The organism is Emticicia aquatica (assembly GCF_923079645.1).
Lineage (GTDB): Bacteria > Bacteroidota > Bacteroidia > Cytophagales > Spirosomataceae > Emticicia > Emticicia aquatica.
The window spans coordinates 442,649-457,961 of sequence record NZ_CAKLPY010000001.1 but is presented as its reverse complement, the minus strand read 5'-3'; the positions used below and the strand labels follow the sequence as shown (position 1 = coordinate 457,961).

Sequence of the window (15,313 nt, the reverse complement as noted above, 5' to 3'; positions counted from 1 at the left end):
CCTTCAAATTTATGGCATTAAACTATATTTGGGTAGCTTTTTTTCTGATTGCTTTTGTGGTGGCATTACTAAAACTCATTTTCACAGGCGATACCGAGATTTTTAAAATAATCATTGAAGGGATGTTCGATTCGTCAAAAATGGCTGTAATGGATATTGCCTTACCTCTTGCTGGTGTGATGACGTTCTTTCTAGGAATCTTGAAAATTGGTGAAGAAGCTGGCGTAATTAGACGAATGGCTAAAATAATTGGTCCATTTTTCAGTAAATTATTCCCTGAAGTTCCAAAAGACCATCCTGCCAATGGACAAATGATTATGAACTTTTCGGCCAATATGCTTGGCCTCGACAATGCTGCCACACCATTTGGGTTGAAGGCAATGCAAAGTTTACAAGAGCTAAATCCGAGTAAAGATACTGCTTCAAATGCCCAAATCATGTTTATGGTGCTGCACAGTGCTGGGCCAGTGCTTATTCCGCTCAGTATTATGGCACAACGGGCAATTTATAATGCAGCTGACCCAGCCGATATTTTTATTCCTGCTCTAATTTCGGTTTATGTGGCTACACTTACTGGAATGCTCTTTGTTGGTATCAAACAGCGAATCAATTTTTTCGATAAAACTTTACTTTCATGGCTTTTAGGATTGACAGGCTTTATCGGATTTGTACTTTGGTATTTTTCGAGATTACCAAAAGAAGAAATTGAAATTACATCAAAAGTGGTCAGTAATATGATTTTGATGATTTTTATAGTTGGCTTTATTGGTGGTGCGATTTACAAAAAAGTAGATATTTTTCCAGTATTTATTGAAGGTGCAAAATTAGGTTTTGAAACTTCTATCAAAGTTATTCCGTATTTAGTAGGCTTGTTGGTTGCGATTGGAGCATTTAGAAATTCGGGAGCTTTGACTTACATTGTTGAAGGTTTAAAATGGATTTTTAGTATTACAGGCATGAATACTGATTTTACAGATGCACTTCCCACCGCTCTAATGCACCCTTTAAGTGGCAGTGGGTCTCGGGCAATGATGATAGATTCAATGAAAACATTTGGAGCAGATTCGTTTGTAGGTCGGCTTTCGTGTGTTTTTCAAGCATGCTCTGATACGATATTATACGTGCTTGCCCTTTATTTTGGTTCGGTAAATATCAAAAACACACGTTATACACTTGTTGCAGGCCTTTTAGCCGATTTGGCTGGTGTCATTACGGCAATTGTAGTTTCTTATATTTTCTTCCATTGAGCATAAAAACTTGAAATATATCTTTTTCAATGATAAAAAAGTTGTTAATTATATTGATTTTATTCCCTTCGTTTTATCTTTTTGCCCAAGATAAAACGAAGGATGATATCATTGATTATGATGGTTCTTGGAAAAAATTAGATTCGCCTGAAGAAATTTATTTTCTACCAGAATTGAATGAAAATTTTCCCATCGAAAAATTAGCGGCTTTTCCACAAGTTTATAAATTTCAAAAAGCACGTGGTAGTGTGCCTACTTATTGGGCTGGCGGACGTGCATATTGGTTTCGATTTGAACTAAAAAACTCAACCAATTTAATCCAAAACTTGCTGATTCATTTGCATCTTTCATTGTATGATGAAATTGCATTTTATGTAACCGAAAACAAGAAAGTAATTGATAAACAAACACTTAGCTGGAAAACTCCTCAACAAAATAGAATTATCAAACACCGTGATTTTATTTTTCCGACAACCATTCAGCCTCGTCAACAAGTTGTTTACTATCTGAAAGTACGTAAAAAATTCGGTTCTATTTCGTTTCCACTGACAATTTGGGAAAAGAACAACTTCGATTATTTTTATCCAACAAATGACCATTACAATTGGGGTTTTATTTCAGGCATTTTCGCTTTTGTGTTTTTTATTTCCTTGCTTCTATCATTGGTTTTCAACGAAAAACTTTATATGTACTATGGCATATATGTATTAGCTGCATTAAGTTTTATATACACCATGCAAGGTTATTTTATACGATTTTATGGAGATGGTGCATTGGGTATCGAAGGTGATAAAGTAAGATATATCGCCGCAATGATTTTATTGATTACTAATATCTTCTTTGTTCGCAGTTATTTACGTTGGGATTTACTCAAAAATCCACTATTTCAATGGTATAGTAATTTTTTTATCATACTTTTCTGTATTCTCATTAGTATGAGTTTTTTAGATCATTTGGCTCTAAATGACTATTTATTCGACACATTTACGGTTTCAATTACATTTCTTGTTAGTTTAGCGATTTGTATTCCTCCTTTTTTTGTTTTTGGAACAACCATTTATTGCATCGTTATCAAACATTTTCAGAAAGACGCTTCTTATTATTTATTAGCCAATTTACCTGTGTTTTTTATTGCTTTTTATTCAGGTTTAAGTACTTATGAATTTGTTCCAGGAAGTTTTATAGCAGGAATCGACTATTTTGTTATAGCTTTTTTGATAGAAATAATGGCATTGAGCGGTCTTTTGGCTTATCGTGTAAAAATGATTCAAAATACCAGTGAAAAACTTTTAATTGAGAAAAACTTTATTCAACAACAACGTACGCAGGCAGTTCTTGAAGCCGAAGAACGTGAACGAATACGAATCGCCCGTGACCTGCATGATGGAATCGGTCAAACCCTCGCTGCCGCTCGAATGACGCTCGGAAATTATATTTCGCAAAAAAAAATAAAAGATACTGGCATGCAAAACTCACTTGATTTGCTTGAAGAAAGTATCAAAGAAGTACGTGAAATATCACATAATATGATGCCAAATTCATTGACCAAATTTGGCTTAACATCTGCCCTAAAACAATTCTCCAACAAAATAAATGCTCTAGGTAATTTAGAAATAGATTTACAAATTGTTGGAGTTAAAGAGCGTTTCGATGAAAAAACAGAGATGATGTTATACCGCATCGTGCAGGAAATAATTAGTAACATAATTAAACATGCAGAAGCCCAAAAAGTAAGCATCGAACTTGTTAAGCATGAGCATGAATTAATACTTATTATTGAAGACGATGGAAAAGGTTTTGATACCATAAATTCGGGAAGTAATGGAATTGGGCTAAAAAACATTGCAACCCGTGTAGAATATCTAAATGGAAGTGTTAATTTTGATTCAACAATTGGGCGAGGAACAAGCGTAGTTGTTGAAGTCCCTTTGCTATAAAACTAAATGTCTGTTAAAAAATTACACATTCTGATTGTTGATGACCATCAAATCCTTCTTGATGGCATTGAGTCTATGCTTCAAGGCGTCGGAGATTTCATCGTAGTTGGAAAATGCTCGGATGGAAATTCTGCCCTAGATTTTTTGAATAACAACCAAGTTGATGTATTGTTAACTGACCTTTATATGCCCAAAATGACGGGCATCGAACTCACACAGAAAGTTAAAAAACGTTTTCCTGAAGTAAAGATTTTGGCTTTATCTGTTTCTTATGATGTTTCAATTGTACATGATTTGATGGATGCGGGCATTTCTGGATTTATTATCAAAACAATTGGAAGAGAAGAACTTATCGAAGCAATTCAACAAATAGCCAAAGGAAATATCTACTTTAGTCGAGAAGTTTCTAACGAGATTTTGAGAAGCTTATCAACACGTAACGAAAGTGAAGAAGAAAATTATCATCTTACTGAGCGTGAAATTGAAATTGTAAAACTTATCGCACAAGAATTTTCAAATAGCGTAATCGCAAAAAAACTCTGCATATCTGAGCGAACAGTCGAAACTCATCGCAAAAATATCTACCGAAAAACCAATACCAAAACAATCGTTGGACTAATTAAATACGCCGTCGAACGCAGATTAATCTAATAAAAAATTAGAAAAAGACAAATATGCGTACTAGCACGGATATATAAATTCTGAAAAATACCAATATTGGGGTATTGTAAGTAATCATGCGTATTACGACATTTGTATCATCAAAAAGCGTAATAATTATAGCCATGAAATAAGAACATTCTATTTACTAAAACTCACAATTAACACATTCAAAATAAAAGTTAAAATTGCAAAGTGTTCTTTATTTATCGAAAAAATAGAAAATAAATTTCATAACGCTTTCAACCTTTTTATGATAATCTGAATCATTAGTATAAAAAGCGAAGTTAAATGAAAAAGATATTTTACGAACACCTTGACGAACTCTTATTTGTATCAATATTTATTGTCATTGTTGCAATAAATTCGTGTAAAGCATAAAGTTAAAACCATCAATTGACAAAATTGATGGTTTTAATAATCAACAGCAGTTTGACGAGAGTAAAAGCAAGAGCGATTTGATTCTTGCTTTTCTATTTTTCTTTAGCCATCTTTATTTCCAAAATATAAGTTTTTGCTCGTAACCCATAAAAAAACAGGCTGTCTCATAATTATGGGACAGCCTAATTTGTATAGTTATATGCAGAAAATTACTTTGTAGCTTGATAAACTCTTACATAGTCAATCTCCATTTTTTGTGGAAAAATAGAATCATCAATTCCTTTTTGTCCTCCCCAACCGCCACCAATCGCAATATTGAGCAATAAATGAAACTTTTTATCGAATGGCCATTGTTCCCAACTACCACTTCGATTGAAGGTAAAATATGATTTTCCATCAATTTCGATACTAATTTTATCAGGCAACCACTCGCAAGCGTACACATGAAACTCGTCAGAAACATTTGTTGCAATAATATTATTACCTTTATTCGTTCCAATTGTATGATTAAAAGCCTTTGTGTGAATATTGCCGTGAATTCTATTTTGGTCAAAGCCAACATGTTCGATAATATCAATTTCACCATTATCAGGCCAATATTGATTACCGTATGATTGCTCAGTTGCTAACATCCAAGCGGCTGGCCAAGTGCCAACACCTTTTGGCAATTTCGCTTTGATTTCAAATCTTCCGTATAAAAAATCACCTTTGCCTTTACTTACCAAACGAGCCGACGTATATTCATTATTCTCGAATTTTTCTTTATGAGCCTCAATAATCAATTTTCCATTTTCAACACGAGCATTTTTAAGCTCTTTTGTATAGTATTGTTTTTCCTGATTTCCCCAACCATGCCCGCCAATATCATAGCCCCATTTCTTTGAATCGGGCAAACCGTTATAATTAAATTCATCTTGCCAAACTGGATTTGATTTATCAATTTGATAAGAGTTAGATACAATCTTCATTAAAGAATGCGTAGGGTTTTGCTTTCGGCAAGCTACATAAATCAATAAAACAAGTGAAAGCGATAGCAATAAAATTTGTCTTTGCATTGGATATTTTTTTAGGTTGAATATTTAAAAACATTGTTTTCTGATAAAAATCTATTCTTTTCTAGTAATTATTGTTATTTTCTAGAAGAATCTCGAATAATGAGTTTTGAAGGCAATACAATATTTTGAGATGAACGCATTTCTTTATTCGTCTTTAACTGATTCAGAAATAGTGTAGAAGCTTCCAAACCTATTTGCCGACTTTGCCGTAAAACAGAACTCAATGGTGGATAAAAATATTGTGCAATGGGCGAATCATCGAAACCAACAAGGGCAATCTGCTGAGGAATTTGAATACAACGCTGCCTAATAACGTGCATTGCTCCAATACAAACATGGTCATTGACACCAAAAATGGCATCGGGTTTTTGTGGTAAATCTAGCAGATAGTTGGTCGGTTCAATGGCACTTTCTACTTCAAAATTGGTCGTACAAATCAAAGATTCGTCAATCGTGAAATTATTTTTGAGCAAACAATCTCGATAACCATTGAATCGGTATTCTGAAACCGTCAACCCTTTTGGCCCACGCAAATGGGCAATTCGCCTACATCCAATTTCGATTAAATGTTGAGTTGCCAAAAATGCTCCATTATAATCATCAATTACGACTCCATTGGTTGATGCTCCTTCAAATTTTCGGTCAATATAAATCAATGGAATATCTCGTTTAATCGCTTTTTCAATATGCTCGTAATGCTCTTCATCAAACGTTTCTTGAGAAATTGAAAGAAAAATACCATCAACTCGATTAGCCAATAACCGTTCAATATATTGTTTTTCTAATTCGTAGCTTTCATTTGTCACACAAATATGAAGCAAATAACCCAAAGGCTGAAATGTAGATTGAAGCCCTTCAAGCATCGAAGATTCATGAAAATGATTAATATTGGGCAAAATAACTCCCAAAGTTTTAGACGATTTATTGAGTAAGCTCAACGAAATGATGTTTCGTTGATAACCCATTTTCTCGGCATATTCTTGAATCGTTTTACGAGTTTCTTCGTTAATCACATGATTATCGTTCAATGCTCTCGAAACCGTTGAAGGCGAACATTTAAACTTTCGAGCTATATCTTTAATGGTGATTATTTGCGTATTCTCTTTCACTGATGTTTGTTTGACAATTTGTACTATTCACAAAGATATATTTTTGATTGATATTTCTTTATTTTTTCATTCATTGAGCATAAAAAATTAAATTAAACAAGGAGCTATATAATCTCTTTCAATACTTATCTTTGTTTGAAAGTACGTATAACTTTCCTCCCCTATTATTTACAATAAACTGATAATCAAAGATTTACTGTAAACTCTTATATTCTTCAATATCTCATTTTCAATTCAAAATGTTTAAAAGCAGGAAAATATTCATGTTCGTTTTAGTGCTTTGGTTCAGCTCTTGTGTTGAACCTTTTGAGACGATTACAGAAAGTTCTTTGCATACAATTGTGGTTGATGCGATGCTCACAGATGAAGATATTCCACAAAAAATCAGTATTCTGACTTCTTCTACCAAAAGTGAAACGGCATATAATGAAGCCATTCCAAATCTGAAAGTAGCGGTTTTGGTCAATGGCAAAGAAAGTATTTCATTAACCGATAATGGCGAAGGGGTTTATTCATTCCCACCAACATTTCGAGCAAAAGCAGGTAATTCTTATCAATTATTTTTTCAAAAAAAAGATGGTACAAAATACCAATCGAATGAACAAGTAATACCAAATACGCCTTCAATTGATAAAATATATGACGAATTTCAGCCAAATGGTATTCAAAAAGGTCTCACTAAAATTCCCGCAAATTATTTATACATTGATTTTAAAGACTCCGCTGACGAACAAAATTATTACACTTGGACGTGGACTTTGTGGGAACGTCAGTTTGTTTGTCACACCGAATATTCGGTTGATTATTATTGTTCCCAAAATTGTTGGGAGATTTTACACAACGAAAACCTAAATATTTTTAGCGATATTTATTCAAATGGTAAACCAGTTTTTGGGAAATTAATAGCTCAAATTCCTTATTATCAGGCGTCTGGTTCATTAATTGAAGTTAAACAAATAGCCATTCCTGCTGAAGGCTATCGTTTTTTAAAGATTTTATCTGAACAAACCGAAAAGACTGGAACGTTGGTTGATACGCCACCAGCTGCTATTATTGGAAATATTAGAAATTTTACGAATCCGAAAGAATTAATTGCTGGATTTTTTATGGTTGGCAGTGCCAATACTATAAAATATTGGCTCAACCGTGAAAATGCCAAAGGAAAAGCTAGCCCAGTTGGTTTACTTGGTAGAAAAACAAACCCAAATTTGTTTAATTCTACATTTGCGTGCATCGAAGGTCCAAATCGTACACCAATCAAACCACGAGATTGGATTGATTGATTTCTTGTAAATTTCATTGAAAATATCTACTTAGCTTACTCCTCCCTTAGCCCACCTCCAAAGAAAATGCCCAATTTTATACTTAAATGATTTTGGTTGAGGTCAATGCTTTGTCCATCAATAAGATTTCTTTGTCCGAAAATAAAATTATAATCAGCCGATAATCTAAAGTGCCAAATGTCTAACCCAAATCTTGGAGAGATACCAAATTTGCTACCACGAGCCAGTTCAGGATACATATCGCCTTTGCTGTATGATGCGGCCGTCGGACGATAGAGTCCCATTCCAAAACCGATAGTAGGACGAATTTTTGTATCACCAAAATGATAATCAGAAATTGCGAGCAATGATGTTACCCAACCTAACGAACCGCCAGCATCGGGGGACGCATTTGTTTTTAATCGCCCAAGAACAGTTGCTTCAGCTCTCAAACCAACCGATACATTATCCGTAACTAAATATTTTGGTTCGGTAAAAATACCAATGCCAACTCCATAATTACTCGGTCGAGCATAGTGCATCCCGATATCCCAACGAAATGGTGTATGGAATTCTGCTTGAGCGAAAGTTTGTGATGAAATAGCAAAAAAAGAACAAATAATGAGGAGTTTTTTCACGGTTGTATTTAGTGGTTAGTTTTCAGCATTGTTAATCAAAGCCAAAATTACGTTAAACTTAATATCCGAATAAACATAATTTAAGGTAAGATTAGTATATATTACTATTCATAAATTTTCCATTTCTGCCAATCTGTCAGTTTTTGATGCTTTGGAACAGCCTTTGATAGTTAGGATTCGGTGGGTTTCATAGCCTCAAAGATTTGTATTCATGTAAAAATGTCAATAAATTATGGTAGCTGAAAAAGGTACAATTTCGATTAACACGGAAAATATTTTTCCAATCATCAAAAAATTTCTTTATTCCGACCACGAAATCTTCTTGCGTGAGTTGGTTTCCAATGCAGTTGATGCCACTCAAAAGCTAAAAAAACTAGCTTCAATGGGTGAGTTCGATGGCGAGTTAGGCGAGTTAACCATTAAAGTTTCGGTCGATAAAGAAGCAAAAACCATCACTATTTCTGACAAAGGAATTGGGATGAATGCTGAAGACATCAAAAAATATATTAATCAAATTGCTTTTTCTGGAGCGAAAGAGTTCTTAGAAAAATACAAAGATACACCAGATACCAATCAAATAATTGGGCAATTCGGTTTAGGATTCTATTCGGCATTTATGGTTGCAGAAAACGTAGAAATCATCACAAAATCATTCCGTGATGAAACACCTGCTCGTTGGATTTGCGATGGTAGCACCGAATTTGAAATTACCGAAGTTGAAAAAACTGACCGTGGAACAGATATTATTCTACATGTTGGTGCTGACTCAGAAGAATTCTTGGATAATTTCAGAATTAGCGGAATACTTGAAAAATATGCCAAATTCTTGCCAATTGAAATCGAATTTGACGGAAAAGTAATTAATAATCCAAATCCAATTTGGACAAAATCACCTTCAGATTTAACCGATGAAGATTATAAAGCTTTCTACAAAGAGCTTTATCCATTCGGTGAAGAACCACTTTTTTGGATTCACCTTAACGTTGATTATCCATTTAACCTAACGGGTGTTTTGTATTTCCCGAAAATCAAAAAAGATTTTCAACTCAATCGTGATAAAGTACAATTATATAGCCGTCAAGTTTTCATAACAGACGATGTAAAAGATGTTGTACCCGAATTCCTGCAAATGCTACATGGCGTAATTGATTCGCCAGATATTCCTTTAAATGTTTCTCGTAGCTATTTACAGGCAGATGGTAATGTGAAGAAAATTAATTCGCATATCACTAAAAAAGTTGCCGATAAATTACAAGAAATCTTCCGTAATGACCGTACTGGTTTTGAGGAGAAATGGGAAAGTGTGGGTGTTTTTGTTAAATACGGAATTGTTTCGGATGACAAATTTTACGACCGTGCAAAAGAATTTATTCTATTGAAAAACACTGATGGAAAGCACTTTACGCTTGACGAATACCGTGAAAAAGTACAGACAAATCAGACCAATAAAGAAGACCAAGTGGTTTGTTTGTATGCCAATGACGTTAATCAGCAAGATGCGTTTATAACTTCAGCTAGAAAACGTGAATACGATGTTTTGGTGATGGATTCGCCGTTGGATGCTCATTTTATTAACGCTCTGGAATCTAAATTAGAAAAAACTACTTTCAAAAGAGTTGACTCGGATAGTATAGACAAGTTGATTGACAAAGGCCTAAACCTAGAAAGTGTTTTGAGCGATGACGAGAAAAAGAAAGTTGAAGAATTATTCAAAGAAGTAGCTGGCAATAATACCATTCAATTAGAATCTCTTCCTGCCGACGAAATGCCTATTAGCATTGTTCAGCCCGAATTTATGCGTCGTTGGAAAGATATGCAACGCATCAGTGGTCAGGGAGATATGTTTGGTATGATGCCGATGGGAAATAATGTGGTAGTAAATGCGAATCATAGTTTGATAAGCAAATTATTGAAAACCGAAGATACCGAAGCCCAAAAAGCACTTACAAAACAACTCTACGATTTGGGATTATTGGCACAAGGAATGCTTACTGGTGCTGATTTGACAAAATTTGTAGAACGAACAGTTGCTGGCTTGTAAACATACCAAAACAAAAAAAGAAGCCCTTACTTGATAAACAGGTAAGGGCTTCTTTTTAGCATTAAAATTTATCACGATTCGCCTCTCAAAACTTTCTCATAATATCTTTCGTACATCGGTACTATATTCGTAATATCAAATTCTCTCGCACGTGCAAGTGCGTTTGCTTTGAAAGTTGGCAAATTTTCATCTTGCAAAATATAAATGGCATTTTTCACCATGTCATCTACATCGCCTACATTACTCAAAAAACCAGTTACGCCTTGAACATTTAATTCGGGTAAACCACCAGTATTAGACGAGATTACAGGTACTTCGCAGGCCATTGCTTCCAAAGCAGCCAAACCAAAACTTTCTTTTTCGGAAGGCATCAAAAACAAATCTGCTACTGATAAAACCTCTTCGATTGCATCCAATTTCCCAACAAAACGTACATCTTCGCCTAAATTCAAGTCACGGCTTAATTGTTCCATTGGCCCACGTTCGGGGCCATCTCCAACGAGTAGCAATTTACTAGGAATTTGTTTTTTTAGTTTGGCAAATATTTGAATAATATCTTCAATTCTTTTTACCCGACGAAAGTTGGACGTATGAACCAATAATTTTTCGTCATTCGGACAAATAATTCGTTTGAAATGTTCTTTCCGCTGCTTTTTGAAACGTTCCAAATCAACAAAGTTTGGAATCACTTCAATTTCTTTCTTTATGTCAAATGCTTCGTAAGTATCTTTTCTTAAATCGGCAGAAACCGTAGTTACACCATCAGATTCGTTAATACTGAAAGTCACAACGGGAGCTAACGACGCATCTTTACCAACAATCGTAATATCTGTTCCGTGCAAAGTCGTAACCACAGGAATATTTATTCCATGACATTTTAAAATTTGCTTTGCTAAAAAGGCCGAAGTTGCGTGCGGAATTGCATAATGAACGTGCAGAACATCTAATTTTTCATATTTTACTACATCTACCATTTTACCAGCCAATGCAGATTCGTAAGGCGGGTATTGAAAAAGTGGATAACTGGCAATATTTACTTCGTGATAGAAAATATTTTCGTTAAAAAAATCTAAGCGAGCAGGTTGGGTATAAGTAATAAAATGTACTTGATGACCATTTTTTGCAAGACCTTTTCCGAGTTCAGTAGCCACAACGCCACTTCCACCAAAGGTAGGATAACATACGATTCCGATTTTCATAGGTGCTTTTTATATGCTTTATTTTACTGTATATAAGCATATTATGATAAATAATTCTTTGCTTTTTAATACAACAAAATTTTTCAGAAAAAGTCCCAAAAAAAAAAATTATCAAATTATTATTCTTTTTCACTGCAAAAACTTTCGTTGATTTCTAATAAAAAACAGCATTATACTTCTAATTTTTCTTCATAAATCTGATAAAAACTAATCATTTCGATGAAAAACACTTTCTGACCTAGTTAAATATCACTTGCAAATGGTCGTTAATTTTCATATCTTTAATCAATGAACTACGACTCCATAGAAACTCTCAAGGCATTTTTCAGACTAATACGGTCTCGAAATATTTTGATTGTGGTATTGAACCAATACATGGTCAGGATTTTTCTGATTGGGCCAAAAGAAAATTGGCTCGATTATCTGCTTGACTATAAGCAATTTATGATTGTTTTAGCTACCATTAGTATCGCTGCGGCTGGCTACATCATCAACGACTATTTTGATGTAAAAATTGATTTAATAAACAAACCTCAGGAAGTAATTATAGGTAAATATTTCAAGCGACGAAAAGCTATGTTTATTCACCAAATATTTAATTTTATGGGTTTAGCTATTGGTTTTCTGTTGAGTTTAAAAGTTTTTCTAGTTAATTTTTTAGCTATTGCAGCACTTTGGTTTTATTCCGAAAGGTTTAAAAGAAAAGCATTTATTGGTAATTTTTTGGTGGCATTTCTTACTGCATTCTCGCTCAGTATTTTGTCTATTTACTATCAAAAAAACATTCTTTTGGTCAATATTTATGCTTTGTTTGCTTTCTTCATTTCGTTGATTCGAGAAATCATAAAAGACATGGAAGATATCAGAGGCGATGCTCGTTACGGCTGCCGAACGCTACCCATTATATGGGGAATCAGGCGTACCAAAATATTACTTTATTCATTCATCGTTTCATTTGTCATTATTTTGATTTCGATGGCATATTCGCTTCAAAACCAATATCTAATTATCTTATTTAGTCTCGGAATTTTACCTTTTTCATGGCTGATTAATAAACTTTATTGGGCAGATAAAAGAAAGGATTTTTCGTTTTTGAGCCGAGTTTGTAAAATCATTATGCTATTCGGAATTGGAAGTATGATTTTTGTATAAAAAAAGCGACATAAATTACTTTATGTCGCTTCCTAGAATTTAATATTATTAATTAAGCATAGATACCTTCTTTACCGAATTTTTTGCAAAGAAGTGCATATACGTTTGCACGATATTTATTACGATTTGATGTACCCATTTGTTCCATCACTTCAGCGATTGCTGCATCAAGTTCTGGTCCATCAGATAAACCTAATTTTCCAATTAAATAATTGTTTTTTACACGAGCTAACTCATCTGGGTCTGAACCAGATACTTTTGAAGAATCTGCGTTATAGATAGATGGTCCAAGACCTTTTGCAACAGCAGTTATTAATTCTTCACTTAAACCTAAACCTAACTCGTTTGATTGTGCTACATAAGTTTCTATTGCTTCTGCTAATTTACTCATAATTTTAATGATTTTGGATGTTAATGGAATGAATGATTTTTTTGTAAATTTTAAATAAAATCTTATCTTTTCCAAACATTTCAAGGTTATTTTTAAAGAAACATTAGGCATCATTTAATTTAAAATGCTAGCTATACTTTTACGGTTTATTTTTAAACTAAAGTATAATTCTTCTTTTTCGTCCAAGCACGCTCCAAACTTCATTAACATATTGATTATCAACAACATATGCTTCGTCGTATAAATTTACGGTTGGACAAACGTGGTATGGAATTCCATACAAAACGTCACCAACTTTTACAGCATCCCAATCTTTTACGGCCAAAACGCCATGTTCTTCGCTTTGTCCAATAAGTTCATAGTTTTCTAAATTCAAGAACCTAATTCGTTTATCAATTAGGTTTTCAGCCGCTACGGATTTATGCCCCATATCAACCGTGATAATACCTTGCTTTGGTTTTGAAATAACACGCGTCAGAATCAAAGCAGCATACTCAAAATTTTGTTCGGAAAGTTTATCTCCGTAGCCCCAATCCCATAAAACACATGTGCCAGGGCTGCAAAATGTTTCGTCTCGTAAGGCATGTGAGGTAAAAGCAGGAGTGCCTCCCGCAATAACCATTGGCTTCGATAAGCCCTCTGCTTCGATGGCTTCGAGGAAATGTTTTACATCGACAAAACCTGCATCACATTCTTTTTTTCGTTCGTCGAAATCACTCGCTCGTAAATGCCCATCATACACATGCAAGCCGTGTATTTTAAGGTGTGAAGAGTTACTCAGTTTTTTGTATAAATCTAAAATCTGGTCGTTTAATTCGTGACCAGACCTATTCATTCCGTTGTTTACATCTAAGAAAACATCGGAAATGAGGTTATTTTGCTCAAAAACATCATTATGAGCATCTGCAATTTCAGTCGAATCAATGAGCGATGCAAAGAAAATATCGGGGTATTTCTGACGAAGTTTAACCAAACGTTCAATTTTTGGACCAACTAATTGGTGCGAAATCAAGATATATTTTCCCCCAGCCATAGCCGTCATTTCAGCTTCAGCAATGGTTGCACATTTAAACTTAGTGATTCCCGCATTGAGCATCATTTTTACGACTTCGGGCATTTTGTTAGTCTTCACATGTGTGAGCAAACGTTCGGCTGAACCAGCAATAGTTATCATTTTGTTGATATTTTGCTCAACTCTTGCCTTATAAATAACCAAAGAAGGAGAATCTAATAAATTCTCGTTGTTGATTTTATACCACATTTTTAAAATCTTGAATAAACATAAATATTTGAATGAGCTACTAAATAATGAAGCAATTACTGTTCATAAAATTCGATTGGCAAATCATCTGGGTCTGCAAAAAACGTAAATTTTTTACCTGTAAATTCGTCAATTCTAATAGCTTCTACCTCTATTCCTTTTGCTTCAATCGTAGATTTAGCTTTAGCCACGTCTTCAACCTCAAAAGCCAAATGCCTCAAACCACAAGATTCTGGACGAGAAGGTCGAGCAGGTGGATTTGGAAAAGAAAAAAGTTCAATGACGTAGTTTTCTCCAATAGCCAAATCTAGTTTATATGAATCTCGTGCTTCACGATATACTTCTCTAATTACCTGTAAACCAAGTATTTGTGTATAAAAGTGCTTTGATTTTTCGTAGTTTGAAGCAATAATTGCTACATGATGAACCTTGTTAATTTTAAGCATATTTTTCAGAAAATCATTTAAGCTAATTCAAACATTGCTTCTATTTCAACAGGAATATTTTCGGGCAAAGAACCAAAACCAACCGCCGAACGAACACCGATACCATTTTCAGTTCCCCAAACCGCAGCAAATAACTCGCTACAACCATTAATTACATAAGGATGACGCTCAAAATCAGCCGTACAATTGACCATTCCTAGTACTTTTATTACTCTTTTGATTCGGTCGAGGCTACCAAGATTAGCTTTCAATGTCGATAAAATAGCTAGTCCAACTTGTCGTGCAGCCAATTTTCCTGCTTCAATATCCATATCTTCACCGATACGACCGATAATACGAGAACCATCCATTTGTACTGTTCCATGTCCTGAAACATAGATAAAATTATCAACGATTAAGCAAGGTTTATAAACACCCATTGGAGTTGGTGCGGGAGGTAATTCAAGATTTAGATTTGCGAAATTTTCTTCTGCTGTCATAAGTTTTGTTGAGAAATATATTGTAAATTCTATTAATAACGATTTTTTGATAAAA

14 protein-coding genes are annotated in these 15,313 nt (G+C 34.2%); 6 read left to right on the top strand and 8 right to left on the bottom strand.

The genetic code is table 11. From position 1 onward, the window contains the following. Nucleotides 1-11: 11 nt before the first annotated feature. From MJQ71_RS01925 to MJQ71_RS01915, 3 genes are read left to right on the top strand one after another with little or no spacing between them, the layout of a single operon-like run. The gene (locus tag MJQ71_RS01925) at nt 12-1,247 is read left to right on the top strand and encodes a spore maturation protein (protein ID WP_238804031.1); all 1,236 of its coding nucleotides are present in this window, start codon (nt 12-14) and stop codon (nt 1,245-1,247) included. A gap of 29 nt (nt 1,248-1,276) precedes the next feature. Beyond that, nucleotides 1,277-3,184, top strand: a complete 1,908-nt coding sequence (locus MJQ71_RS01920; protein WP_238804030.1) for a sensor histidine kinase — start codon at nt 1,277-1,279, stop codon at nt 3,182-3,184. A 6-nt stretch (nt 3,185-3,190) separates the two neighbouring features. Then, nucleotides 3,191-3,835: a response regulator gene (locus tag MJQ71_RS01915; RefSeq protein WP_238804029.1), complete on the top strand. Its 645-nt coding sequence runs from the start codon at nt 3,191-3,193 to the stop codon at nt 3,833-3,835. Between the two features lie 599 nt (nt 3,836-4,434). On the opposite strand, the gene MJQ71_RS01910 is transcribed toward MJQ71_RS01915, so the two are convergent. Both MJQ71_RS01910 and MJQ71_RS01905 read right to left on the bottom strand, forming a co-directional pair. Then, nucleotides 4,435-5,280, bottom strand: coding sequence for a glycoside hydrolase family 16 protein (locus tag MJQ71_RS01910; protein ID WP_238804028.1), 846 nt, complete (start codon nt 5,278-5,280; stop codon nt 4,435-4,437). Nucleotides 5,281-5,354: 74 nt separating this feature from the next. Continuing rightward, nucleotides 5,355-6,389: a LacI family DNA-binding transcriptional regulator gene (locus MJQ71_RS01905; RefSeq protein WP_238804027.1), complete on the bottom strand. Its 1,035-nt coding sequence runs from the start codon at nt 6,387-6,389 to the stop codon at nt 5,355-5,357. 263 nt (nt 6,390-6,652) lie between these two features. Between MJQ71_RS01905 and MJQ71_RS01900 the strand changes: the two genes are divergently transcribed. Further along, on the top strand, nt 6,653-7,672 hold the full coding sequence (locus MJQ71_RS01900; protein WP_238804026.1) for a DUF4249 domain-containing protein: 1,020 nt from the start codon (nt 6,653-6,655) through the stop codon (nt 7,670-7,672). Between the two features lie 35 nt (nt 7,673-7,707). On the opposite strand, the gene MJQ71_RS01895 is transcribed toward MJQ71_RS01900, so the two are convergent. Then, nucleotides 7,708-8,289: a hypothetical protein gene (locus MJQ71_RS01895; RefSeq protein ID WP_238804025.1), complete on the bottom strand. Its 582-nt coding sequence runs from the start codon at nt 8,287-8,289 to the stop codon at nt 7,708-7,710. A gap of 232 nt (nt 8,290-8,521) precedes the next feature. On the opposite strand from MJQ71_RS01895, the gene htpG reads away from it, so the two are divergent. After that, entirely contained in the window at nt 8,522-10,330 is a 1,809-nt protein-coding gene (htpG, locus tag MJQ71_RS01890) for a molecular chaperone HtpG (RefSeq protein WP_238804024.1), read from the top strand. A 71-nt stretch (nt 10,331-10,401) separates the two neighbouring features. Here the strand turns inward: htpG and bshA are convergent, their stop codons facing one another. Continuing rightward, nucleotides 10,402-11,529 carry an N-acetyl-alpha-D-glucosaminyl L-malate synthase BshA gene (gene bshA / locus MJQ71_RS01885; protein ID WP_238804023.1) on the bottom strand — a complete coding sequence of 376 codons (1,128 nt, stop codon included), beginning with the start codon at nt 11,527-11,529 and terminating at the stop codon, nt 10,402-10,404. Between the two features lie 288 nt (nt 11,530-11,817). Here bshA and MJQ71_RS01880 point away from each other — a divergent pair, with 288 nt between their 5' ends. Further along, nucleotides 11,818-12,681 carry a geranylgeranylglycerol-phosphate geranylgeranyltransferase gene (locus tag MJQ71_RS01880; protein WP_238804022.1) on the top strand — a complete coding sequence of 288 codons (864 nt, stop codon included), beginning with the start codon at nt 11,818-11,820 and terminating at the stop codon, nt 12,679-12,681. 52 nt (nt 12,682-12,733) lie between these two features. On the opposite strand, the gene MJQ71_RS01875 is transcribed toward MJQ71_RS01880, so the two are convergent. The 4 genes from MJQ71_RS01875 to MJQ71_RS01860 all read right to left on the bottom strand — a co-directional run bounded on the left by MJQ71_RS01875 (nt 12,734) and on the right by MJQ71_RS01860 (nt 15,258). After that, on the bottom strand, nt 12,734-13,072 hold the full coding sequence (locus MJQ71_RS01875; RefSeq protein WP_238804021.1) for a DUF2853 family protein: 339 nt from the start codon (nt 13,070-13,072) through the stop codon (nt 12,734-12,736). Nucleotides 13,073-13,229: 157 nt separating this feature from the next. After that, entirely contained in the window at nt 13,230-14,333 is a 1,104-nt protein-coding gene (locus MJQ71_RS01870) for a D-TA family PLP-dependent enzyme (protein ID WP_238804020.1), read from the bottom strand. Between the two features lie 56 nt (nt 14,334-14,389). Next, nucleotides 14,390-14,779: an SMU1112c/YaeR family gloxylase I-like metalloprotein gene (gene gloA2 / locus MJQ71_RS01865; protein ID WP_238804019.1), complete on the bottom strand. Its 390-nt coding sequence runs from the start codon at nt 14,777-14,779 to the stop codon at nt 14,390-14,392. Between the two features lie 17 nt (nt 14,780-14,796). After that, nucleotides 14,797-15,258 (bottom strand): RidA family protein, encoded by a 462-nt coding sequence (locus MJQ71_RS01860; protein ID WP_238804018.1) that lies wholly within the window; start codon nt 15,256-15,258, stop codon nt 14,797-14,799. Nucleotides 15,259-15,313 lie beyond the last annotated feature (55 nt).